This is a genomic window from Aliterella atlantica CENA595 (assembly GCF_000952155.1).
In the GTDB taxonomy this organism is placed as follows: Bacteria; Cyanobacteriota; Cyanobacteriia; order Cyanobacteriales; family Chroococcidiopsidaceae; genus Aliterella; species Aliterella atlantica.
Window position 1 is genome coordinate 57,311 of record NZ_JYON01000024.1, and the last position, 22,718, is coordinate 80,028.

Annotated in this window: 22 protein-coding genes; 18 read left to right on the forward strand and 4 right to left on the reverse strand. The window is 43.2% G+C overall.

The window, feature by feature from the left end:
• Positions 1 to 98 precede the first annotated feature (98 nt).
• Positions 99 to 1,586 carry a UDP-N-acetylmuramoyl-L-alanyl-D-glutamate--2,6-diaminopimelate ligase gene (locus tag UH38_RS18755; RefSeq protein ID WP_045056211.1) on the reverse strand — a complete coding sequence of 496 codons (1,488 nt, stop codon included), beginning with the start codon at positions 1,584 to 1,586 and terminating at the stop codon, positions 99 to 101.
• A 37-nt stretch (positions 1,587 to 1,623) separates the two neighbouring features.
• Complete coding sequence (locus tag UH38_RS18760; RefSeq protein WP_045056212.1) at positions 1,624 to 1,890, reverse strand: glutaredoxin family protein; 267 nt, start codon at positions 1,888 to 1,890, stop codon at positions 1,624 to 1,626.
• Between the two features lie 137 nt (positions 1,891 to 2,027).
• On the opposite strand from UH38_RS18760, the gene cysH reads away from it, so the two are divergent.
• From cysH to folP, 4 genes are all read left to right on the forward strand, one after another.
• Positions 2,028 to 2,753 (forward strand): phosphoadenosine phosphosulfate reductase, encoded by a 726-nt coding sequence (gene cysH / locus UH38_RS18765; protein WP_045056213.1) that lies wholly within the window; start codon positions 2,028 to 2,030, stop codon positions 2,751 to 2,753.
• A gap of 187 nt (positions 2,754 to 2,940) precedes the next feature.
• Positions 2,941 to 4,227 (forward strand): exonuclease subunit SbcD, encoded by a 1,287-nt coding sequence (sbcD, locus tag UH38_RS18770; RefSeq protein WP_072044949.1) that lies wholly within the window; start codon positions 2,941 to 2,943, stop codon positions 4,225 to 4,227.
• A gap of 204 nt (positions 4,228 to 4,431) precedes the next feature.
• Complete coding sequence (tpiA, locus tag UH38_RS18775) at positions 4,432 to 5,157, forward strand: triose-phosphate isomerase (protein ID WP_072044950.1); 726 nt, start codon at positions 4,432 to 4,434, stop codon at positions 5,155 to 5,157.
• A gap of 60 nt (positions 5,158 to 5,217) precedes the next feature.
• Positions 5,218 to 6,063: a dihydropteroate synthase gene (gene folP, locus UH38_RS18780; protein ID WP_045056216.1), complete on the forward strand. Its 846-nt coding sequence runs from the start codon at positions 5,218 to 5,220 to the stop codon at positions 6,061 to 6,063.
• Here the strand turns inward: folP and rpiA are convergent.
• Positions 6,050 to 6,760, reverse strand: a complete 711-nt coding sequence (gene rpiA / locus UH38_RS18785) for a ribose-5-phosphate isomerase RpiA (RefSeq protein WP_045056217.1) — start codon at positions 6,758 to 6,760, stop codon at positions 6,050 to 6,052. The two genes, folP and rpiA, sit on opposite strands and share 14 nt — an antisense overlap.
• Before the next feature lie 108 nt (positions 6,761 to 6,868).
• Here rpiA and UH38_RS18790 point away from each other — a divergent pair, with 108 nt between their 5' ends.
• The 3 genes from UH38_RS18790 to UH38_RS18805 all read left to right on the forward strand — a co-directional run bounded on the left by UH38_RS18790 (position 6,869) and on the right by UH38_RS18805 (position 9,102).
• The gene (locus UH38_RS18790) at positions 6,869 to 7,159 is read left to right on the forward strand and encodes a DUF3288 family protein (protein WP_045056218.1); all 291 of its coding nucleotides are present in this window, start codon (positions 6,869 to 6,871) and stop codon (positions 7,157 to 7,159) included.
• Between the two features lie 798 nt (positions 7,160 to 7,957).
• Positions 7,958 to 8,284 carry a response regulator gene (locus tag UH38_RS18795; protein ID WP_045056219.1) on the forward strand — a complete coding sequence of 109 codons (327 nt, stop codon included), beginning with the start codon at positions 7,958 to 7,960 and terminating at the stop codon, positions 8,282 to 8,284.
• Between the two features lie 401 nt (positions 8,285 to 8,685).
• Positions 8,686 to 9,102: a hypothetical protein gene (locus tag UH38_RS18805; RefSeq protein ID WP_045056221.1), complete on the forward strand. Its 417-nt coding sequence runs from the start codon at positions 8,686 to 8,688 to the stop codon at positions 9,100 to 9,102.
• A 67-nt stretch (positions 9,103 to 9,169) separates the two neighbouring features.
• On the opposite strand, the gene UH38_RS18810 is transcribed toward UH38_RS18805, so the two are convergent.
• Positions 9,170 to 10,111, reverse strand: a complete 942-nt coding sequence (locus UH38_RS18810; RefSeq protein ID WP_045056222.1) for a DUF5677 domain-containing protein — start codon at positions 10,109 to 10,111, stop codon at positions 9,170 to 9,172.
• Positions 10,112 to 10,627: 516 nt separating this feature from the next.
• Here UH38_RS18810 and UH38_RS18815 point away from each other — a divergent pair.
• The 11 genes from UH38_RS18815 to UH38_RS18865 all read left to right on the forward strand — a co-directional run bounded on the left by UH38_RS18815 (position 10,628) and on the right by UH38_RS18865 (position 22,594).
• Positions 10,628 to 10,843 (forward strand): hypothetical protein, encoded by a 216-nt coding sequence (locus UH38_RS18815; protein ID WP_235355348.1) that lies wholly within the window; start codon positions 10,628 to 10,630, stop codon positions 10,841 to 10,843.
• A 196-nt stretch (positions 10,844 to 11,039) separates the two neighbouring features.
• The gene (locus UH38_RS18820) at positions 11,040 to 12,134 is read left to right on the forward strand and encodes a glycosyltransferase family 2 protein (RefSeq protein ID WP_235355349.1); all 1,095 of its coding nucleotides are present in this window, start codon (positions 11,040 to 11,042) and stop codon (positions 12,132 to 12,134) included.
• Between the two features lie 84 nt (positions 12,135 to 12,218).
• Entirely contained in the window at positions 12,219 to 14,279 is a 2,061-nt protein-coding gene (locus tag UH38_RS18825) for a GumC family protein (protein ID WP_045056224.1), read from the forward strand.
• Between the two features lie 59 nt (positions 14,280 to 14,338).
• Complete coding sequence (locus UH38_RS18830) at positions 14,339 to 15,661, forward strand: O-antigen ligase family protein (RefSeq protein ID WP_045056225.1); 1,323 nt, start codon at positions 14,339 to 14,341, stop codon at positions 15,659 to 15,661.
• Positions 15,654 to 16,886 carry a glycosyltransferase family 4 protein gene (locus tag UH38_RS18835; protein ID WP_072044951.1) on the forward strand — a complete coding sequence of 411 codons (1,233 nt, stop codon included), beginning with the start codon at positions 15,654 to 15,656 and terminating at the stop codon, positions 16,884 to 16,886. Before UH38_RS18830 ends, UH38_RS18835 begins: the two co-directional genes overlap by 8 nt.
• Positions 16,879 to 18,135, forward strand: a complete 1,257-nt coding sequence (locus tag UH38_RS18840; protein ID WP_082065438.1) for a glycosyltransferase family 4 protein — start codon at positions 16,879 to 16,881, stop codon at positions 18,133 to 18,135. The genes UH38_RS18835 and UH38_RS18840 overlap by 8 nt, the downstream gene beginning before the upstream one ends.
• Before the next feature lie 69 nt (positions 18,136 to 18,204).
• The gene (locus UH38_RS18845) at positions 18,205 to 19,590 is read left to right on the forward strand and encodes a UDP-glucose dehydrogenase family protein (RefSeq protein ID WP_045056242.1); all 1,386 of its coding nucleotides are present in this window, start codon (positions 18,205 to 18,207) and stop codon (positions 19,588 to 19,590) included.
• Between the two features lie 9 nt (positions 19,591 to 19,599).
• Positions 19,600 to 20,508 carry an O-fucosyltransferase family protein gene (locus UH38_RS18850; RefSeq protein ID WP_045056226.1) on the forward strand — a complete coding sequence of 303 codons (909 nt, stop codon included), beginning with the start codon at positions 19,600 to 19,602 and terminating at the stop codon, positions 20,506 to 20,508.
• A gap of 40 nt (positions 20,509 to 20,548) precedes the next feature.
• Positions 20,549 to 20,998 carry a PssD/Cps14F family polysaccharide biosynthesis glycosyltransferase gene (gene pssD / locus UH38_RS18855; RefSeq protein WP_045056227.1) on the forward strand — a complete coding sequence of 150 codons (450 nt, stop codon included), beginning with the start codon at positions 20,549 to 20,551 and terminating at the stop codon, positions 20,996 to 20,998.
• Between the two features lie 143 nt (positions 20,999 to 21,141).
• Complete coding sequence (locus UH38_RS18860) at positions 21,142 to 21,636, forward strand: glycosyltransferase (protein WP_045056228.1); 495 nt, start codon at positions 21,142 to 21,144, stop codon at positions 21,634 to 21,636.
• Positions 21,637 to 21,640: 4 nt separating this feature from the next.
• A complete protein-coding gene (locus UH38_RS18865; protein ID WP_045056229.1) occupies positions 21,641 to 22,594 on the forward strand; it encodes a glycosyltransferase family 2 protein in 954 nt (317 codons plus the stop codon).
• Positions 22,595 to 22,718 lie beyond the last annotated feature (124 nt).

Here is a 22,718-nt window from a genome sequence, read left to right on the forward strand (position 1 = left end):
CTTATTTTTTGTTAACTAACATTGATAAATACTTCATCTCAGCCGCAGATACCGATAAGTATGGCAATATTTTCACCATTTAAACTCATTTATTCTCATTAATTCTGGAAATTGCGCTCCTGCAAAGCTACTTTTGCTTGTTCGCGGTCGTCAAAATGGATTTTTTCTGTACCGAGAATTTGATAATCTTCATGTCCTTTACCAGCAATTAGCACGCCATCGCCAGGTTGAGCTTGGATAATAGCAGCACGAATAGCAGCAGCGCGATCGCTAATTACCAATACTTCTTTCTCGCTAGGGATGCCAGCAAGAATATCTTGTAAAATCTTGTCGGGATCTTCAGTGCGGGGATTATCAGAAGTTACTACTGCGACATCGGCAAGTTCGGCAGCAATTTTACCCATTTGCGGGCGTTTAGTGCGATCGCGATCTCCCCCACAACCAAATACGCAAATTGTTCTCCCACTAATAAAGGGACGCGCTGCTTTAATCAGGTTTTCTAAACTGTCAGGAGTATGAGCGTAATCGACAATCGCGCTAATATCTTGAGATGGGGATATTTGTACTCGTTCCATCCGTCCTGGTACGCCAGGAAACTGCGGCAAGACATCAGCGATCAATTGTAAATCGACACCTAATTGTAAAACTGCGCCGACTGCTGCCAATAGATTTGCTAAATTGTACTGACCGACCAAAGGCGATTGAAAAGCAACATCGCCTTGAGGAGTATGTAAAACGCCGCTAACTCCAGTAGGTGCGTATTTAAGTTCGCTCATCCACAAATCGGCGCGATCGCTTGTACTATAACTCCAAGTGCGATCCTTGCCGACTTGTGCGACTAACCTGCGACCATAAGCATCATCAATATTAATAATTGCTTTGCCTTGCAAATATTCAGGACTAAATAACAGCGCTTTTGCGCCGAAATAGTCTTCCATATCTTTATGAAAGTCGAGATGATCTTGAGTCAAATTAGTAAATAAAGCAACATCAAACTCGCAACCTTTCACCCGTCCTTGCGCCAAAGCATGAGAACTAACTTCCATCACGCCAATCTTACAGCCAGCCAGACACGCCTCGGCTAACTGATGTTGCAGTTCGATGGCAAAAGGCGTAGTATGAGCAGCAGTTTGTTCAAACCCTGCCCACCGAGTATAAAGCGTACCCATCAAAGCAGTAGATAAATGAGCTTGAGTTAGGAAAAACTCAATCAAGTGAGTAGTAGTAGTTTTCCCATTTGTGCCAGTAACGCCCACCATTTGCAACTTTTTAGTAGGGTAGTCATAAAAAGCCGCCGCCACACTAGCACAAGCTGCAACCATATTATTAGAGCCAATCAGACAAGCATCAGCTTCAGCATTGCTAGCTATTTGCTCAGAAACTAGGGCAGCAACAGCACCAGATGCGATCGCGCTACGCCAAAATTCGCCCCCATCTACCCGCGTTCCTGGCATACCAATAAACAAATCTCCAGGCTGACAAGCATGAGAATTAGTTGCTAACCCCTTTATTTCCACATCCATTGCTAAGTTAGCAGGTAATTGAGTAACACCATCAACTTGAGCCAACAACTCGCGTAACTTCATAACAACTAATCCTCACATTTATCTACTGGGCTGATTTTCAATTATTAGACAAGTATTTCTGTAGCATAAGCTGCACTTGAGCGGTACTAGCACGAGGAGAAGGACGAGGCAATAATTCTTCTTTACCAGCAGATTCCTTGCACAGAACAGGCACTTCATACTGATAAGCATTAAACCAATCATCGCGGCTAGTAATATCGCGTAGTTCCAACTCAAAATTAAGAACGCCGCGAATTTGCTCTAACTTTTCCTCCAACCCCTCACACAAATGACATCCAGGCTTACCGTAAAGAATCAATCGCATCCCTCTTTATCCCCTTATCGCCAATTGTAGGGGCGCAATACATTGCGCCCCTACTCAAAACTCAAAACTACTTCCCCATCTCCCAGAGAGACACATATTTAGATATTGTGTAAGAAGAATTAACCCAAAAACTAAAGATGAGCCTATCTACAGATTCACCCAGTCAAACAGCCAACTTCGACTTAGAAGCATTAAACCAGAAATACGACACCGCCCACCCCAGAGATATTCTTGCCTGGTGCGTAGAAAACATCCCCACCGGACTTGTGCAAACTAGCGCCTTCAACGTTGATGATATAGTCATCACCGACATTTTGTACCGAGAACTCAAGCATCCAGTGCCAGTAATGTTCCTCGACACATTGCACCACTTCCCCCAAACATTAGAATTGGTGGGCAAACTCAAAGAACAATATAATTTAGACCTAAAAATTTACAAAACCCCAGATATAGACACCCGCGAAGCCTTCACCGCCAAACACGGAGAAGCACTATGGGATAAAGACATCAGTCAATTCCACCAAATTACCAAAATCGAGCCATTACAAAGGGGACTTGCCGAACTAAATGCGATCGCTTGGCTCACAGGTCGTCGCCGCGATCAAGCTAATACCCGCCAATACATGAACATCTTTGAACTAGACGGCAAACAGCGCCTCAAAGTTAACCCAATCGCCAGTTGGACGCGCAAAGAAACTTGGGCATACGTAGCCGAACACAAAGTCATTTACAACCCCCTACACGACCAAGGCTATCCCAGCATCGGCGACGAACCAATCACCACCCCAGTAGCAGAAGGCGAAGACGAAAGAGCCGGACGCTGGCGGGGAACAGGCAAAACCGAATGCGGCATCCACATTTAACAGTGACCAGTGACCAGTGACCAGTGACCAGTTATGAGTTTTATGCTTGTACTCCTTCCCCCCACCGAGAGTGCGGTAAGGGTTTGCTAGCGGGTAATAGTCCCCCACTAAACGCCTGGTCACTAATTACTGTTTAACTCCTCCCTGCACCTCCCCTGCTCTTTGCACCCCCTGCGGTTCGTTAAAAATGCTAAAACTCCTCCACCTATCCGACATCCACATGGGCAGCGGCTTTTCTCACGGCAAGCTCAACCCCGAAACAGGCTTGAACACGCGCCTAGAGGACTTCGTTAACACACTATCCAAATGTATCGATAGAGCATTAGCAGAGCCAGTAGACTTAGTATTATTTGGCGGCGATGCCTTTCCCGATGCCACGCCGCCGCCCTACATTCAGGAAAAATTTGCCAGTCAATTTCGCCGCCTAGTAGACGCGCAAATACCCACAGTATTGCTAGTAGGCAACCACGATCAACACTCCCAAGGACAAGGAGGGGCAAGTTTATGTATCTACCGTACCTTGGGAGTACCAGGATTTATTGTCGGCGATCGCCTCACTACCCACCACATTCAAACCCGTAACGGTCCTATCCAAGTCATTACCATCCCTTGGCTCACCCGTTCTACCTTACTTGCCCGCCCCGAAACCGAAGGCTTATCGCTAGCAGAAGTTAACGAAATATTAATCGAACGCCTCCGCACAGCCCTAGAAGGAGAAATTCGCCGCCTAGACCCGAAAATCCCCACAGTGCTGCTCGGTCACTTAATGATCGACAACGCCAACTTAGGCGCAGAACGCTTGCTAGCAGTCGGTAAAGGCTTCACCATGCCGTTATCATTACTTACCCGTCCTTGCTTTGACTACGTAGCATTAGGACACGTCCACCGCCACCAAAACCTCAACAAATCCAACGACCCACCAGTAATTTACCCTGGCAGCATCGAAAGAGTTGATTTTGGCGAAGAAAAAGAAGAAAAAGGCTACGTCAAAATCGACCTCCAAAGAGGTAAAGCCGACTGGGAATTTTGCCCCTTGCCAGCTAGGGTATTTCGGACGATCAAACTAGATGTCAGCGAAGCCAACGACCCGCAAGAAAAACTAATCAAAGCGATCGCCAAACATGATATAGCAGAAGCAGTAGTTAGACTAATCTATCAACTGCGCTCCGAACAAATAGACCAAATAGATAGCGCCGCCCTGCACCGCGCCTTAAGTCAAGCTCACAGCTACACAATTCAGCCAGAATTACTTAGCCAACTAGCAAGACCCCGCCTACCCGAACTAGGTGCAAGCAGCGCCACAGACCCAATGGAAGCCTTAACAACTTACCTCAACAATCGCCCAGACTTGCAAGACATATCCGCTCCCATGCTAGAAGCCGCCCAAAGATTGCTATCAGCAGACACCGAGCAAGACTGGCTTGAAGTAGCAACTAAGACAGATAGCTCCCAAGGTCAACTACGCTTACTATAGCCTTACACGCATTTTTTTATTCCTCCATGATTGAAATCAGGGGCTTGCAACCTAAATGAATTAACTATTAATCTTGTTCATAATTACGAATTACGAATTACGAATTACGAATTATTTAGTCGCTGGTCACTGTTTAAAATCGTCCCCATAAGCCTTAGACTGGATCGTACATTTGCTATTGTCTCTTATACGATCGAGTCGCCTGTGCGGAAAATTGTTATTGCCGGAAATTGGAAAATGTTTAAAACTCAGGCAGAATCCCTGGAGTTTTTACAAGGATTTATGCCTAGTTTGGAGCAAACCCCAGAGGATAGGGATATAGTTCTGTGCGTTCCCTTTACTGACCTCAACCTGCTATCGAAAAATTTACACGGTAGCCGCATTCAGCTAGGCGCTCAAAACGTTCACTGGGAAGATAGCGGCGCTTATACAGGTGAAATTGCTGGCGCTATGCTCGTAGAAATTGGCATTCGCTATGTAATTGTTGGTCACAGCGAACGGCGACAGTATTTTGGCGAAACAGATGAAACTGTAAATAAACGCCTATTAGCTGCCCAACAGCACAATCTTACGCCAATTCTCTGCGTCGGCGAAACAAAACAACAAAGAGATGCAGGTGAAACAGAAGCTTTGATTGCCAGTCAAATATCACAAGCTTTAGTAAATGTAGACCAACATAATTTAGTAATTGCTTACGAACCAATCTGGGCAATTGGTACGGGAGATACTTGCGAAGCTAAAGAGGCAAACCGAGTTATTGGTTTAATTCGCTCCCAGTTAACTAATCCTGACGTACCGATTCAATATGGCGGTTCGGTGAAGCCGAACAATATTGATGAAATTATGGCTCAAGCGGAAATAGATGGCGCTTTAGTTGGGGGTGCAAGCCTAGAACCCAACGACTTTGCGCGGATTGTCAACTATAAATAACATAACTTGCGATCGCCCAATCTAAAAAAGCGATCGCTTATCCCAATTAATTGCCATATAATGTCACCAGTTTGGACAATTAAAGAACGCTCTTTTAACTGGGGATCTCGTACCTATTTGATGGGCGTGCTAAATGTCACGCCTGATAGTTTTAGCGATGGGGGTGAATTTAATACTCCAGGGACAGCGTTAGCACAAGCACAGCAGCTTGTTAGCGCTGGGGCTGACATCATTGATATCGGCGGACAATCGACGCGTCCAGGAGCGGTGCAAATCTCTCAAACAGAAGAACTCGATCGCATCCTTTCAGTTTTAGAATTATTGCGATCGCATATTGCAGTGCCAATTTCTGTTGATACCACACGCGCCGCAGTAGCTAAAGCCGCAATTTCTGCTGGAGCAGATATAGTTAATGATATCTCTGGCGGTACTTTTGACGCTGCCATGCTCCCAACTGTAGCCGAAGTTAACGTGCCAATTGTGCTGATGCATACGCGCGGTACGCCGCAAACGATGCAACAAATGACCGACTATCAAAATTTGTTATTAGAAATATCCGAGTTTTTGGATAATCAAATTAAGCAAGCGATCGCCTGTGGCATTAGTAAAGACAAAATTATCATCGATCCTGGCATTGGTTTTGCCAAGAATTACGCCCAAAACTTAGAAATTCTGCGTAATATCTCCACTTTTAGCCCTCTAAATTGCCCGATCTTAGTCGGAGCATCGCGCAAAAGCTTTATCGGGCGCATCCTCAATCAACCAGATCCCAAAGCGCGAGTTTGGGGAACAGCAGCAGCGTGTACGAGTGCGATCGCTGCTGGTGCTGATATATTAAGGGTGCATGACGTAAAAGAAATGCACGATGTCTGCCGTGTTGCTGATGCTATATTTAGAGTTCCCTAACGCTGGGTTGACCATCTTTGACTTCGCCGATCAATACTAAATCGGTAACGCCGACAAAGATGCCATTTTCTAGCACTCCAGGAATATTGTTCAATGTCTTTTCTAAATTTGCTGGATCGTCAATCGCATCAAATCTAACATCAATTACCATATTGCCTTGATCGGTAATTACTGGACCTGCTTTTTTGACTCCCATTCGCAATTCTGGCTTACCGCCTAGTTTTTTAATTGCTTGCATGACTGGAGAAATCGCCATTGGGATAACTTCTACAGGTACGGGAAAGCTAGAACCCAAACGATCTACTATTTTGGAACTATCGACAACGACAATAAATTGCTCTGCTAGATAATCGACAATTTTCTCGCGAGTATGCGCTGCGCCGCCACCTTTGATTAAATTTTTCTGAGGATCGACTTCATCAGCGCCATCGATAGCAATATCAATACGATCTACAGCATCTAAAGTAGTTAAAGGAATACCGTACTGCTTGGCTAGCACTTCAGCTTGAAATGATGTGGGAATACCAACAATATTTTGCAAATCGCCAGATTTTAAGCGATCACCAAGATACTCAATTGTATATGCTGTTGTCGAACCTGTCCCCAATCCTACAATAGAGTTAGATTGTACGCGCAGGGCGGCAGCTTTACCGACTTGCTGTTTCATTAATTTAACTGGATCTTCTGCTACCGTCATACTCAATACACTCATTCAATGCCGTGTCTAGTATATAGTCGTCAGGCGCTTTGGAGGATAACGTTAGCCTGAATTTGTCCCTCGCTCCCCACCCTAGATAAATTATCTATGTCGTCAGAAAAAGACCAACAGCATCCTTTGTATAAAAGCGATCGCAATATTTTAAATAACTTATTAGTATCCGAACCTACGGACTATAACCTAGCGGAATTAGCTAGACTGAAGATTCGCTATCACGGATTTCCTGGCGCTAGAGATATCCAAGCCGATCTAGATAAAGTTTTGCAAACTTGGGGTTTAAACGAAACATCCTTATTTGCTAGAACTCGCCAGATTCATGCTGGTACGCCAATTTATCGGGGTAGAGCTAATCGAGGCGAAACAGAAGATTGGAGCTAACAGGCAAGTAGTAGTTCGCTACACCTGGGAAGAAAAAAATATAGTATGTATAAGAGAGGCTTGTATTATTGCTGACTAATGAGAGGTTGCTGATATCTGCTTCTAGTTACTGCCCAAAAATGTATAAAAAAGTTTGGTTTTTTGTATCATGCAATACACTTTTTTATTTATTGGTATGTTTATAATGCCAATACAACTATAAAGCTAGTAGTTTCTCAGTAGATCCGCTTTAAGCTCAGAACAGTTACATAGAATAAATTTGACCCTGCAACGCCATCCGCGTTGCGGGCAGATAAAAAAGACACCAAGAGTGCAATTTATCAGCCCTAGAAAATAGGAAAAGTGTGTCTTAGTCCAAATTGAGATTGAATTAAATTAAATATTAAAAGTAGCTGAACCAGCGATACCTGCGCTGTAGGTCAATAAAAAAGACACCAAGAGTGAATTTTATTAGCCTTAGTCAACGGGATAGGTGTCTCTAAGTTAGGTTTAAGGGAAAAGGTAGATAGATTTTCAACAATCTATTTACCTTTTTCTATTGATTTTGGTTAGCCGTAGAAATAGCGATCGCTCGATTATAAGTTTGACGCGCGGATTCTGGAGGACAGTCGCGCGTGCGGGTTCCCGCGCCAGAGCGACCTGTCCGGTGAGGTTTCCTCCAAAATTAGATAGCGCGTTGACAGGCAATTAATTATTTAATAATGCTGTTGCTACGTTTTTGGATTAAACATTGCTTTGGCGGGAAAACAAACTACTTCCAAATCAAAAGCCGCTATAGAATAAGGAGTTTTAAAACTGATGCATAGCGTAATTGTATTAGTAGAACCTGAAACTGGAGTATTGTGGGCAATCAAAGAAAATTTAATGAGACAGTTTCAGCGTGAGTTCAAAATTTATAGCGCTGACTCCGATCCTGCAGCTTTAGAAAAGTTAAAACAGTTGCAGCAATGTAATGATTCTTTAGCTTTATTTGTAGTTAAACAACAGAATTCGCCAATTACAGGTGTAGAGTTTCTCCAATTGGTTATGGAGACATTTCCTACAGCCAAACGCTTATTGCTTAATCTCTACGATGATGACGATATTCCCGCGCGGATACCATTATTACAAACATTAGAAATCTAAATAAATCCTAAAGATTCGCTCGCGCATTATGTCGTTACAAATAGTAGCAATATAAACAATTAGTAAAGATTAATCATGTCAGTATTTTAGATATTGAAAGATAAGTCAAAAATTGGCATACTACTAAAAGTTTGTTGCTTCGAGCGTAAAAATTGCTGACTCATAAAATACATTAACAGCAACAAAATTGTCAAGGTAAAAAATAAAATCTTGACTGCACAATTAAATTGCTGAAAAACAAGAAAGGAAACAGCTTGTAGGCATTTTATATATTTGTGGTTTTTCAGATTGAAGCAAGTACCTAAACAACCAACTAATCTGCCCAGGAGAACTAACATTACAAATTACTTAAGGCTAAGGCTAGATGCTTTAAATAGTGTGTTGTAAACAGGAGGTTTTTAATGCCAGGAAAGCGTAGTAACCGTAAAGATATTAACCATTTTTGCTGTCCCTACTGCGATCGCCGTCTGTGGCGTTTGGGTAGCCCAAAGCATTTTGTATTTTATCTAGAGGCGCAAGAAATTCAAAAAAACGTCCATATACCGCGTAAAAATGCCAGCATATTAGCTAGTAAAGGTGCTTATGTCGATCTCAATTGTTGGATTGAAGACTTTTTTTGTGGCGAACACGGGAAATTTTGGATGAAAGTCACTAGAGATAAGAGTGGTAAATTATTGGCAGCGATCGCATCAACTGATGATTGGCAACACTCTACCAAAACAATTAATCCAGAAATACCTAATCCCTCAGTGAGCGAATTTAGTTATCGAATTAGTCGGCAAGCAGGGATTAAAGAAAAAACTTATTTGCCGCAGTGATTAATCAACATACCAAATTCTGCGCCATTGTAGATTCTACTTGTAGAACTCTTTTGACTTTTGACTTTTAACCAGGGTGCTTCTGCTGCGTAATCTTTGAGTTAGATAGGCTTGAACTATTTTGTTTTTGTCCAGTTTGACCAACTTGCATTTGATAGTAAATATGAGCGTTGTAGAACCATTCATACAGCGCATTGAGAGTCTGCTGCTCTTCTTCTAGATCGTTTATTTCAGTTTGGCAATCGCCAAAGACTTCTTCTAAAAAAGCTTGAGTTGCGTGCAAGCATAAATAAGCTGCATCGCGCAGAGCAGTAAAATCGATTTGACTAGATTGTTCCTTAGAGTGCAAGTAGTTAAGTTGAATATCTAAGTAGCTAGCAGGGATAACATTGGTAGCTATTTGCCTTGCAGGATTGCTTAAAAAATTCAAGCCAACAACTGCTCCGCGTTTAGCTGTATTATCTGTCTTGCTTCCCCATAAATAACTACCTAAATCTGGAAGTAGCTCAAAACTTTCTGATTGCTCTTGTTTGCTAATAAAATTTTCTAATTGATTTTGCAATTTGAGTAAATCTGGATGACTGGGAGCTTGTATGAGTTGCTCTTTTACTTGAATTAGTAAGTAACCAGCTTGGTGAATAGAAGCTTGAATGTACTTGGCAAAAATAGATTTATCTACTTCTTCGAGTAAATATGTCAGTGTCAGTGTTGTCTCGCATAAATGTTCGATAAAAATTTGACTTCCCGATCGATCTTTATGTACTTCCAGCAATATATATGAGTAATAGCTGCGACACATTTTAGCAAATAGCCCCAATACAGCTAAGTTGAATGGTTCGCCAGAAAATTCTTGAGTAATTTCACAGTTTGACTTAATTTTAAGCAAGTATTTATATAAAATCTGCCCAGCGCTGAGAAATGCATCCCCAAAAGCTTGTTCGGTATTGTCAATCGAATCAATGCTTGGTAAGCCGAGTTGCCATTGCATAAAAGGCAGATTTTTGTTCATTAGTTTGCGCTCGTTGAAAGCTTAAGAGGTTGATGCTACGTCTACATAGAATAGATGATTAGGATCGCTTAATTGGAGAAAAAAGACAAAACTCTCGCACTTAGCGAAGTTAAAGTCAAAATATTTACTCGTATTCTAAGTAAATATGCTTAAAAAAGGCGGCATTACCCTGCCTAGCTAGTCCTACTCCCAGAAAACTAAAAAATAAGCTTAAAGCTGCCTTTGACATTTATCAACGGTAATTTTACTGAGATATGTTCTCTATATTTAACAAGGCAGTTATATATGTTTGCATCAATTCACCTGGAGATATACCAAAACACAGTGCTTAACTTTTGCTAGTTCTCAACAACCATTAGAGTTTAGGAGTCAAAGTCTATGTTTGTAGCTCGTTTGCGACAAATTTTTAGCGATCGCATTACGTCTAAAAACTTATACATTTGCATAAGCAGTTTATTCTACGACAGGTGAATTGCTTCCAGAATAAGTCCAATACATTCTTAATAAATCTTCCAAATGGCACAATTAACTTCTAATTTTTTCCTCCGTGTAGATGTGTCCAAAAAACAAAAACAGTGGATTACTGTAAAAGTTTCGGATTTAGAAATGACAGCCCTCGAAGCCTATTGTCAGCAAACGGAAAGAACAAAAACAGATGTAATTAGAGAACTGCTACGTAAGATCCCCACTTATACCAACATAGGTACTTCTAACAATTCTCTAACTGAGTAAATATGCTGGTAACAATAATTATGTAGCGATCGCTTTCGGCAATGTTGTTATTTTTTACCATGCCAATTATTGCCCAATTATTGCAGCACAAAAATTAATTGAACAGTTCAAAATTGGGCGATCGGTAAAACTCAATTCGCCGATAAGACTAAACTTAGTTAGTAAGTTATTTCGAGGTAGCTTGAGCAGGTAATTTTTGCTTTCTCGCATTAGTAAAAGTACGGTAGACCTCCAAATAGAGGTAAAAGAAATGACAGAAATATTTGCCCCAAAAGAATCTCACTCTGTATCTTATACAACACCATTAGTTAGCGTAATTATCAGTAACTATAACTATGGTTGTTATTTAGCTCAAGCTATCGAAAGCGTTTTAGCTCAGTCTTATCAAAATTTGGAATTAATAGTAGTTGATGATGGCTCGAAAGACACCTCAAGCGAGGTAATCGACTTTTATCAGGGTTGTTTGGCGGCAATTTTTCAAAACAATGGCGGACAAGGAGCAGCTTTAAATGCTGGTATCGCTCGATCTCAAGGAGAGATTATTTGTTTTCTAGATGCCGATGACTACTTCCATCCAGACAAATTAGCAAAAATAGTAGCAGCTTTTGCCGCCCATCCCCAATGGGTACAAATTGCCCATTGTTGGCTATCTGTAAATCGAGATAGTGTAGTAACTAATGCTACGTTAAAAAGTTTGAGTCAAGGCAACGTCCGCGAATTACTGCTGCAACGCGGCAAATATGCATGGGCGCCTACTTCCGGTTTAGCTTATCGCCGCGAGGCACTATTGCAAGTATTGCCGATTCCGCCTAGACCTCGTGCTGCCGATACCTACCTAACTGCAACCGTACCCTTTTATGGTGAAGTTGGCAGCATTCATGAAGCTTTGATGTATTATCGCCTGCATGGTGACAACAGACGAGCGCATAGCGATAATATTGCTTATTTAATCGAACAACGGGAAGACACCGCATACTGCATCAATCAAGCTGCTGCCAAGGTAGGATTTAGCGATCGCTTTGATATCCAGCAAGATGTCGATTATCGCAGTTTAAAAGCATTGCAGCAAGGTGGAGGCAATTGGCTAGAGGCATTAAAAATTCTCTGGCTATCTCTGCAAGAAAGCCTAGTAATTCGTCGTAGTTTGAGCGACACCATCAATCGCCTGTTGCAAAGAGGTATCTGCGCTTTATATCCCGATGAAGGCAAAGCAATATTGCGCTTAGGGTTGCGCGGCTACTTGCGCCTGAAGTTATCGCGGCAAGCGCCCAAAAATCTTACTACATCATAAAAGCTTTTGCACATCAAGAAAATTGGGCAAAGTAATGTCCTTTTTGCCTGAATTTGCGTTCGTTCCTTACATGGTTTGATTTTTATGAAGCAGATAATTACTAGGCTCCGTCGCCATTGGATGCCTTTACTAGCAATAAACAGCGCCTTGCTTGCTGGGACAATTTACGCTGTAGGAGCCAGCACGACTATTCCCTCAGTTTGGAAAGCCAACGCCGAGTTAAATATCCCCCAATCTACCGATCAACTAAATTCCAGCTTGGGTTCGCTCGGCAACGTGCAAAACGTTGGTTTGGACTTCAAAAATGTCAATCCTCTGCAAATTCAGTTATCGATCCTCACCAGCGATATTGTCTTAGAAAGAGTTCGTAAAATGGACCCTGAAGGCGACTCGTACGCCAGGCTAAATGACTACAAAGAGTTGTTTGTCATCACACCTCAAGAAGTATCAACAATCATCGCCTTAGAAGCCAAAGCTTCTCATCCGCAGTTAGCTGCCGATCGCTTGTCGATGCTAATTCAAGTTTATCAAGAGCGGCTCAACGAACTGCGACACAACGATGCCAACGTCCGCGAACAGTTTGCCCAAGACGAACTCAACAAATCTCGCAACAATTTGATTCAAGTTCAAACTCAACTTAGCAAATTCCAAAAAGCTACAGGCATCACCGACATCGCCGAACAAAGCAAAGGACTGATCGCCTCAATCAACGGACTAAAAACAGCCAAAGCTCAGGCGATCGCCCAAGCGCAAGCCAACGAAACCCAAGCCCAAGTAGCAGCCGCCAACTTGAACATGACTCCGGCGCAAGCACTTAACTCGTTGCGCTTAGGTGAAAACCAAGAATACCAAGCTATTCGTACCAAAGTAGCGGAAGTGGAGACAGCTTTAGCAGAGGCACGCGGTATTTATACAGATGAAAGTCCCTTAGTCCAATCTTTGCTAGTAAGACGGCAAGAATTGCGCCGCATCCTCGCCGAGCAAAAGGCAACAGCGCTACCTGGGGGGACAAATGAGCCAGTAGATACAACTTTAGGCGGTAATGCGGGTAATAGCCGCTTAGAAATGATTGCCGAGTTAACCAGAGCCAGAAATACAGCTAAAGGACTCTACCAACAAGCAAACCAAATTCAAACTCAAATCAACAAACTCAACGCCGAATTAAGTTCAATTACCAGCAATCAAGGCGAACTTACAGAACTACAAAGGCGCTACGAAATTGCCGAAGGCGCATACAAAGGGATTATTGCTCAAATTCAGCAGACAAAAACCAATCCTTTTAGCGTTTATCCCAACGTCCAGGTACTCGATCAACCAACCATTGATACCAAACCTTTACAACCGAGTCAGAAACTCATAGTTTTTGGCGGGGCGATCGCGGCAATTTTTGGCAGTATTGCTTTAATCATCTTTCTAGAAGGGCGCAACCCCATGTTACGCCCCAAAGACTTACAGCAAATAGAGTTACCAATTTTAGGGAAAATTTCTCGGCTCAAACGTCCTAATTTGGAGAAACATCTAGAAGCAGAAATTGAAATCGACTTTCAACGTTTAGCCTCAGCGATTTTAATGGCAGAAAACAATCGCTTGATGATCACTAGCTCAACGGCTGGCGAAGGTAAAACTACAGTCACGCTGGGGCTAGCTTTAGCCTTAGTCAACTTTGGTTTTCGCGTATTAATTGTCGATGGCGATCTGCGCCAAGCAGAAATGAGCCGGAGGCTAGGACACTTGCCCGCCAAAGTAAAAGCCGATGACAAACCAACTTTAGTCCCGATTTGCGCTGGTTTGGACTTAATCCCCGCGCCATTAATACCCAAAGCCAAAGTGGCTAAATATTTTGCTAGTGGAGAGTTTGAAGAGTCTTTCAGACCGCTCGCTGACAGCAATGCTTACGATTACGTATTGGTAGATAGTCCGCCAATTAGCCTAGCTAGCGAAAGCACGATGATCAATGCTGCCATCCGCGACGTGCTGTTTGTAGTGCGATCGGGTAAGAGCGATCGCCATAGCGTTATGGACAGTTTGGAGCAACTCAATTGGCATCATGCCCGCGTTATGGGACTGATCGTCAACAGCGTAGACTTCCTGAGTGAAGGTTATCGTTACGGCAATCGGCGGGAATTGCAAGAAGCAGAAGGGTGAATAATTCGTAATTCGTAATTCGTAATTCGTAATTGGGACAAGGGGGTAGGGGGATCGATGTGTTGAACTCACAACTATTTACAGGTGTTTGGCTGCGTTGGCAAGCTATAACACTTGGCGAGCGCTTTGTCTGCGCCAATATTATCTGCATCCCGATTTGGTGGGTATTGGGTTTATTTGAGTATCTGCCGTTTCTGTTGCTGGGGATGGTTGGTGCTTACGAAGTTTGGCGTTATGGCAAATTTCGCCTCACTAGCCCGCAATTACCAGTTATTACTTTACTTGTCTTTGGGATGTATCAGCTTGGCAGACTTTTGGTATTGCGAGTTGTTTATTTCCAATACGGCACGATCAATATCTCTGATATTTTGATTTTGTCTTTCTGTCCGGCTATTTGGCTGTGGTATATCCAAAGTAACAAGATCAAAATACGTTTAGAGGTGGTTGCTTGGGCTTGTACCATTAGCGTTTTGCAAATAATTACTTTTTGGTTGTTACTGCAATTTGTTATTCCTGAAACAGTCTTTTGGCCCCCTAAGCTGCGGACTGTTTCGGGATTGCTTACAGGTAAAGGCGTAGGCGAAGCGAATAAAAACTATTACTTGCTGCCTTTTTTAGCTCGGACTTTAATAGAGGATTTCAACCGTTTTAGCTTCTTTTTTATCTTTCCTGAATTTTTTGCTGTATTTGTTGGCTTTATCAGTCTAGTTGCACTAGAAATTAAAAATCGCCTGCAATCGTCGCTGCTACTTGTCGCCTGCGTTTTCCTGTTATTTTTGAGCGCCACGCGGATTGTTTGGGTAGCTTTACCTCTTGTCATCGGTTTGCGTTACGTATTTATTGCTTTAAGCAAACGCTGGGGTCCGCAAGTAGTTATTTTGTTAGTTGCGATCGCAAGTTTCATTACCTTTTCCTTGCCGCCAGCTACAAATGCGATTTTTGGCAAAGTTACAGGTAGCATCGAAGCTGTAAACTCAGTGCGGGCAGATTCTAGCGAGGTACGTTTTGAAATCTACAGGCAAACTTGGCTAGGCGTTTTAGAAGATCCTTTTTGGGGTTATATGTCCAAGGGAGAAGCGATTAGCGCCACTAAAAGTTCGAGCGTTGGTTCTCATAGCGCCATTTTAGGCAGCCTTTTGTACCGCACTGGTGTATTTGGCACTTTGATGTTTGCAGTCTTTTGGGTATCGCTATTTCTTTGGTTGTATGCAACTCGCGCCGAGCGCCCTTTGATTGCCTTTACGATGATGAGCTTTTATACGCTTGTTGCTCCGACTTTGGCATTGGTGTACGACATGCCGATATCATCTTTACTCCTTTTACTCAGCATTGCGATCGGTCAACCTCCACTAAAAACCCAGCGAAAAATGCGTCATGCGTAAACTTATAGTGCTGCCTGGATATTGCGATAACTTAGGTGGCGTATTAATTTCTAGCTCTGTACTAGGTGTAGGCTTCAAGTCAGCGCAGATATCAGAGCAATTGTGTCTGTTAGCGCGTTCTGGTTCTTTGTTGGAGCAGTATCTCCGCCAAACGAATCAAGACTATTGCTTGCAGACTATCCCCGCCCGCAATCGCTTGGAATTTGTCAAGCGATCGCTTGATTGGGTGCAACAACAACCTCCAGATTATCCCTTGCTGCTCGATAATTGCGTTAGCCGCGAACTCATCCCCTTATTAATTCGCGCTGCGCCTGCACTGCGCTGGAGTGGCAGATCGGTACATCATATTTTTCGCGACTTGGCGCTTTCTTACAATCCTTTAGGTAGGTGGGCAAGAAAATTAGCTTTTGCTTGCCTCAATCCCGCAGCTATTTGCAACTCCCAATTTACCGCGCAACATATTCGCCAGCATTTAGTGCCGAATGTGCGAGCGATTCTTTATCCGCCTATAGATTTACAGCGATTTAAGTCTCGCCAGATCGGCGATACTCCTCCCGCCGACTTAAAACCAATCTTCGATTCGGGAGCGCAAATTATCCTGACACCTTCGCGGATTAGCGAACCAGATAAAGTCAATGACAAAAATCTCCGCGCCCTGCTGCCTGTATTAGCCCATCTCAAAGCTTTAGGGCATTGCTATCACGGCGTAGTTATTGGGCAAGATGCATCGCCTGGTAAAACCCGCACTGCCGATTTACTTAAGCTTGCAGAAAGCTTAGAAGTAGCAGACTGCTTTACAGTTTTGCCGCCTACTTTTGAAATTGAAAAATATTACAAATATGCAGATTTAGTTTTAACTTTAGCTCCGCGCGAACCTTTTGGGCGCACAGTTGCAGAAGCGATCGCTTGTGGAGTTCCGGTAGTTGGTAGCAATACAGGCGGAGTTGGCGAAATTTTGCATCATTTCGCGCCTGAGTGGACTTGCGACCCTCATAACCCGCTAGCTGTAGCAGAAACAATTATTCGCCTTAACGCTGACCCCAATACCCTAAATTTGCTTTCTCAAGGTCAAAACTGGGTGAAAACCAATTGCAACGTTAATAGTTACACGCACAAAATTGTGGAAATTACAGGTTTAGCAGCGCAAGGAGTTACGCCCGTACAGCCTACACCGTTACAGGTATCGAGTTGCGGTTTTAAGGAGACAAAATTTGGTCATGAATGAGGATTACCCTTTAACCTTTAACCCTTCTGCTTTACCATACATTGGCACGCACTCTAAGGTAACAACGCCTGATATCTTGATTGTTTCTCGCGTTTTTCCTCCCGAACCTGGTGGGATTCAAGATTATGTGTATAACCGATGTCTGCAAGATCCGCAAAGAGCGATCGCTTTAACTGCTTCTGCACCAGATACAAAAAACTTTGATGCCGATCAACCTTTTCCTATCTATCGCTGGTTTGCACCCAAATTTCTGCATGACTTTTTTGCTCGAACTGGCTTGTGGGGCGGAATTATCAAGCAAATCCTTTACTTAATCGAGTCATGGGCGATCGCTATTGGACTATTTTTTCGCTATCGCTACCGTTATATCGAATGGTTTCATGGCTATGATTTTCCGGCGCTACTACTACTAAGTTACTTGCTACCGATTCGCTATTTTATTTATTTGCATGGAGATGACTTATTGTGTAGCGATCGCCATCCTATTATTCGGGCTTTATTTACGCGCACCTTACAACGGGCTGAAGGCGTAATCTGCAATAGCGATTTTACTTGCAATTACCTCAAAACTCGGTTTCAATTTACCACACCTACCTACACTATCAATCCCACAATTAGAGTAGAAAAATTTGGCGGACAAACAATCTTAGACTCTGCTGCAAATCTGCGTGCTGAGGTTCGCAAAGCGCATAATATCCCCGATGATGCTGTAGTCATTCTCTCAGTTGGACGGTTAGTAAGGCGCAAAGGATTTGACCGTGTAATTGCCACCTTACCTCAACTCTTGGCGCAAAACCTTGATGTCTACTACTTAATCTGCGGTAGAGGTGCGATGGAGTCAGAACTAAAAGCCCTTGTCCAGCAATTAGGTGTAGAACAACGCACGATCTTTGCTGGCTACGTTCCTGACGATCGCCTATCAAGTTACTACGCCGCGTGCGATCTGTTAGCAATGCCAACCTTTTATGATGCCGAAGTGAAAAGCATCGAAGGCTTTGGCATCGTTTATTTAGAAGCAGGTTTCTTTGGCAAACCCGTCATTGCTTCGCGTCTTGGCGGAGTAGAAGATGCAGTTTGTCACGGCGAAAACGGTCTATTAGTAGACCCCAATTCGCCCACAGAGTTCGCCGATTCGCTGCTGTTATTGTGCCAAGACAAACAGTTACGCACCAAATTAGGGCGCAAAGGTCAAGAAATAGCATCTAAGCAAACTCCCCACCGAATCATCTATCAACCGCTCCCCTTGTAATTACGAATTACGAATTACGAATTACGAATTATGGAAACAGTCATGGTTAAATTCAACGATTCTGCAAATATGCGTGTCTGTGTCATCGGTACAGGCTACGTTGGTTTAGTTACTGGTGCTTGTTTGGCTCATATTGGGCATGATGTAATCTGTGTTGACAATAATGCAGAGAAAGTTAAATTGCTGCAAGCTGGTAAGTCGCCAATTTTTGAGCCTGGACTTGAGGGCATCTTGCACTCGGCAATTGAGCAAGGCAAGATAAAATTTACTAGCGATCTTGCCTCTGGAGTTAAACATGGAGAAATTCTATTTATTGCTGTAGGTACGCCGCCTTTACCTACAGGTGAAAGCGATACGCGCTTCGTTGAAGCTGTTGCTCGTGGTATTGGTTCCCATCTCGACGGCGAATACAAAGTAATTGTCAATAAATCTACAGTGCCGATTGGTTCTGGTGATTGGGTACGGATGCTGGTATTTGACGGTGTAATGCAAGCGCAAAAATCGCTAGTTACGGCTGGTGGCGGTACAAATCGAACTTTAGAGAAGATGCCAGCCTTTGATGTTGTCAGCAACCCAGAATTCTTGCGCGAAGGTGCGGCAGTTTACGATACATTTAACCCCGATCGCATTGTTTTGGGTAGCCATAGCCCCCAAGCGATCGCTTTGATGCAAAACTTGTACGCGCCGATTATCAGGCGCCAAGTTGCTGAAAACCGTTTGCTACCACAAGTTCCGGTATTAGTTACCGATATTAGTTCGGCAGAGACAATTAAATATGCTGCCAATGCATTTTTGGCAACCAAAATTAGCTTTATCAATGAAGTTGCCAATATTTGCGATCGCGTTGGTGCAGATGTGACTCAAGTTGCTAAAGGTATTGGGCTAGATTCGCGCATTGGGAGCAAGTTCTTACAAGCTGGAATCGGCTGGGGTGGTTCTTGTTTCCCTAAAGATGTTTTGGCGCTAGTGCATACTGCTGATGATTATGGCTATGAAGCGCACTTGCTCAAAGCAACTGTCAAAGTTAACCACAGGCAAAGGCTAATTGCTTTAGAAAAACTCCAGCAAGTTTTAAAGATCCTCAAAGGTAAAACTATCGGGCTATTAGGTCTAACATTTAAGCCAGATACAGACGATCTGCGCGATGCTCCTGCTCTCGATGCGATCGAGCATCTCAATCGCTTGGGAGCCAAAGTCAAAGCCTACGATCCGATTATTTCTCAATCTGACATCAGGCATACATTATCAGGAGTGCAAGTAGAGGACGATGCCGAGCGATTGGCGGTTGATTGCGATGCTTTGGTATTGGTAACTGATTGGCAAGAGTTTCAGCAGCTAGACTACGCTAAACTCGCCCAATCGATGCACAATCGGGTGATGATCGATGGTCGCAATTTCTTAGACCCCAAACAGTTACAACAGGCTGGTTTTTACTACGTTGGCATCGGACGTTAAAACAAAACTATGAAAAAGATTTTGGCATTGCGAATTGGTAAAGGTTTGTGCAATCGCCTCAGAGTATTGCTGTGCGCGATCGCTTATAGCGAACTTACCAATCGTCGGCTGTTGATCTATTGGCCCAAAGAAGAATGGTTTGGTGCTGCTCTTAACGACTTGTGGGAACACCCTTATCAGGAAATTGGCTCTTTAACTAACAAAGTATTAGTCAATCTGTCAGGCGGCTACCGCCATTATAGTTCTCTGCATTCACAACTTGACAACCCGATTATTTGTCTCAACACGATTTACCCTTTCTGCGTCGATGATTATCCGGCTCCTTTTATGAGCTATCTTTCTCGGCTCAAACTAATTAAGCCGTTGCAAAATCGGATCGACTCTTTCGCTGCCCAAGAGTTTGCAGACAATCCTATAGTAGGAGTTAGCATTCGTTACAACCGAGCGCATCCTAGAACAGTGAAAGCATCGCCGCCACAGTGGTTTATTGAGCGAATGAACCAGATTCACGCCCAGTTCCCCAACGTGCGTTTCTTTCTATCTACAGACTGCAAAGAAGTCAGCCATCTAGTACGGGCTTCAACTTCAGCTTCAATTTGCCAATTGCCTAGAAACTATCACTCTGAAGTTATGAGCGGTATTCAAGAGGCGCTGTGCGAACTTTATTTGCTAGCTAGAACAAACTATATTTTGGGCAGTTATTACAGTAGTTTTTCGGAAACTGCTGGCTCAATTTTGGGCGAGTTGGCTTATGAAAATAGTCAAAGCACGCCAAATGCAGATGCGATCGCTAGCTCTCTATCACTACCCAAAACAGTCCCATTTTGGGAGCGTTCTCCCACTATATCTGGCAATATCCCTGTTAATCTACCAAATGCAACAGGACTTTTAGCCGCCTCTTGGCGGCTAAAAGTCTAAACTTTTCTGTTCTGTTCGCTTTCCTCTGGAGTTAGAAAAAATGAAATTACTATTAGTGTGCAATCCAGGCGGTCATTTTTCGACGATGATGGGACTAAAAAACTTTTGGTCTTGCTATCCCAGAGAGTGGGTTACTTATCCTCATTTTGATACCCAGGCGTTGCATGAAAAAGAAAAAGTCTATTGGGTAGAAATGCAAGAGGCGCGGATGCTGTGGAAGGCAATGAAAAATTTTGGCAAGGCTTTGACTATTTTGCGTCAGAGCAAGCCAGACTTGGTTATTTCTACAGGTGCTAGTCTAGCTGTACCTTTTTTACTCGCCAGCAAATTATATGGCATCAAAACAGTATTTATTGAAAGCATCTCGCGCTCTAGTGCTTTGAGTTTGAGTGGCAGAATCTTGTACAACTTGGTAGACGAATTTTACGTCCAATGGCCCGAATGTGTAGAACGCTATCCCAAAGCTCAATACAGAGGTGTTGTTGCCTAATTTACAGCAATTAAACCCTTTGCCTTTAACAGTAACCAGTGACCAGTTGAATATTCATCCCCTAGGTCTAATTCCCCAACCTTAAACCTGGTCACTGGTCACTGACAAACTGGTCACTGATTTAACCTTTACCCTTCAATGTAATGATTGTTTATACGCTGGGAACAATCTTTTTCCCCTTCGATCGCGCTGTCAATTGGCTAGAAACATTACTTGAGGCAGAAATTATCGTCGAACCTGTGATTTTGCAACACGGTACAACTCCTGTAGCTAACTTGCGCCATCCATTGCTGACAAGTGTAAGAGCGCTTAGTCGCAGCGATATGTATGATGCTGTTAGGCAGTCTTCTTTAGTGATTTCTCATGCAGGTCAAGGTTCTACCAGAATGCTAGCAGAGATGGGCGCTTGTTTTGTGCTTTTACCTAGACTGCAACGCTACGGCGAACACGTTGACAACCATCAATTATTGTTCGCGCGTGCGGTGGAAAAATATGGCATTAGCCACTGCACCGAATTTGCTCAATTGAGTAGGTACGTGCAACAACATCCATTACCGTTTCGGGGTGAATTGTTCAAAGCTCCTTCATTAACAGAGCATTTGATCGCTCAATATGCAACTTTGGAACTGCAGAAATAGATAAATGAACAATCACCAACCGCCACAGATAAGTATAGGGATGCCTGTGTACAATGGCGATCGCTTTTTGCAGCAAGCAATAGAAGCAATCTTGGCGCAAACTTTTACAGATTTTGAGCTAATTATCTCTGATAATGCTTCAACTGACAAAACTCAAGAAATTTGCCAGTTTTATGCCCAAAGAGATCGCCGCATCCGCTACTATCGTCAGGAAAAAAATCTCGGCGCTGGCTGGAATCAAAGTCAGGTAGTCCGTTTATCTACTGGTAAGTATTTTAAATGGGCGCACCATGACGACATTTTTGCCCCCCAGTTAATCGAAAAATGCGCTCTGGCGCTAGATAATAACCCGACAGTAGTTGTCTGTTATCCGCAGACAATTATTATCGATGGGGAAGACAAACACGTCGAAAAATACGTCGATAACTTCAATTTGCGATCGCCCAAACCTCACGAACGATTTAGGCAATATCACCGCCTAATTCGCTACGGGCATCGCTGTCACCCGTTTCATGGCATGATGCGGACGGATGTGTTGAAGTCAACGCCATTAGTTGGTAGCTATCCATCTTCCGACTTAATTTTAGTTGGGGAGTTGGTGCTGCGGGGCGAAGTTTATGAAGTTCCCGAACCGCTATTTTTCAAAAGAGATCACGCCGAAACTTCAGTAAGAGCTTATCGCACTTATCGAGAACGCATTGCTTGGTACGATCCAGCCAAAAAAGGGCAGTTGCATTTAACCAAATGGAAATGGTTGTTTGAGTATTTAAGGGCAATTAAGCGCGTACAACTAAGATGGAGCGATCGCCTGCTTTGCTACCTGCAAATGGCACAATGGTTGCTCTGGAACTGGCTGTATTTAGCTAAAGATTTACTCAAAGCTGCCACTTGGCCCTTATTGCAACCGATTTTGAACTTTGAATTGCCTAAGAAAGTTGTCAACAAATCGCAAATTTAACTGGAGTTTAGACTATGTATGACAAAAAGACTCATTAATCTTGAGTGTATAGATTAATAAGCAAAAAGATGGTGTGTTGACAAGTTAAGCTGACTTGGAGACTGATTGCTGTCGCCTACTCACA

Bases quoted from the DNA above. Each gene is read 5' to 3' on its own strand.
- UH38_RS18755 (WP_045056211.1), bottom strand. From the start codon at position 1,586: ATGAAGTTACGCGAGTTGTTGGCTCAAGTTGATGGTGTTACTCAATTA.
- UH38_RS18760 (WP_045056212.1), bottom strand. From the start codon at position 1,890: ATGCGATTGATTCTTTACGGTAAGCCTGGATGTCATTTGTGTGAGGGG.
- cysH (WP_045056213.1), top strand. From the start codon at position 2,028: ATGAGCCTATCTACAGATTCACCCAGTCAAACAGCCAACTTCGACTTA.
- sbcD (WP_072044949.1), top strand. From the start codon at position 2,941: ATGCTAAAACTCCTCCACCTATCCGACATCCACATGGGCAGCGGCTTT.
- folP (WP_045056216.1), top strand. From the start codon at position 5,218: ATGTCACCAGTTTGGACAATTAAAGAACGCTCTTTTAACTGGGGATCT.
- rpiA (WP_045056217.1), bottom strand. From the start codon at position 6,760: ATGACGGTAGCAGAAGATCCAGTTAAATTAATGAAACAGCAAGTCGGT.
- UH38_RS18790 (WP_045056218.1), top strand. From the start codon at position 6,869: ATGTCGTCAGAAAAAGACCAACAGCATCCTTTGTATAAAAGCGATCGC.
- UH38_RS18795 (WP_045056219.1), top strand. From the start codon at position 7,958: ATGCATAGCGTAATTGTATTAGTAGAACCTGAAACTGGAGTATTGTGG.
- UH38_RS18805 (WP_045056221.1), top strand. From the start codon at position 8,686: ATGCCAGGAAAGCGTAGTAACCGTAAAGATATTAACCATTTTTGCTGT.
- UH38_RS18810 (WP_045056222.1), bottom strand. From the start codon at position 10,111: ATGAACAAAAATCTGCCTTTTATGCAATGGCAACTCGGCTTACCAAGC.
- UH38_RS18815 (WP_235355348.1), top strand. From the start codon at position 10,628: ATGGCACAATTAACTTCTAATTTTTTCCTCCGTGTAGATGTGTCCAAA.
- UH38_RS18825 (WP_045056224.1), top strand. From the start codon at position 12,219: ATGAAGCAGATAATTACTAGGCTCCGTCGCCATTGGATGCCTTTACTA.
- UH38_RS18835 (WP_072044951.1), top strand. From the start codon at position 15,654: ATGCGTAAACTTATAGTGCTGCCTGGATATTGCGATAACTTAGGTGGC.
- UH38_RS18840 (WP_082065438.1), top strand. From the start codon at position 16,879: ATGAATGAGGATTACCCTTTAACCTTTAACCCTTCTGCTTTACCATAC.
- UH38_RS18845 (WP_045056242.1), top strand. From the start codon at position 18,205: ATGCGTGTCTGTGTCATCGGTACAGGCTACGTTGGTTTAGTTACTGGT.
- UH38_RS18850 (WP_045056226.1), top strand. From the start codon at position 19,600: ATGAAAAAGATTTTGGCATTGCGAATTGGTAAAGGTTTGTGCAATCGC.
- pssD (WP_045056227.1), top strand. From the start codon at position 20,549: ATGAAATTACTATTAGTGTGCAATCCAGGCGGTCATTTTTCGACGATG.
- UH38_RS18860 (WP_045056228.1), top strand. From the start codon at position 21,142: ATGATTGTTTATACGCTGGGAACAATCTTTTTCCCCTTCGATCGCGCT.
- UH38_RS18865 (WP_045056229.1), top strand. From the start codon at position 21,641: ATGAACAATCACCAACCGCCACAGATAAGTATAGGGATGCCTGTGTAC.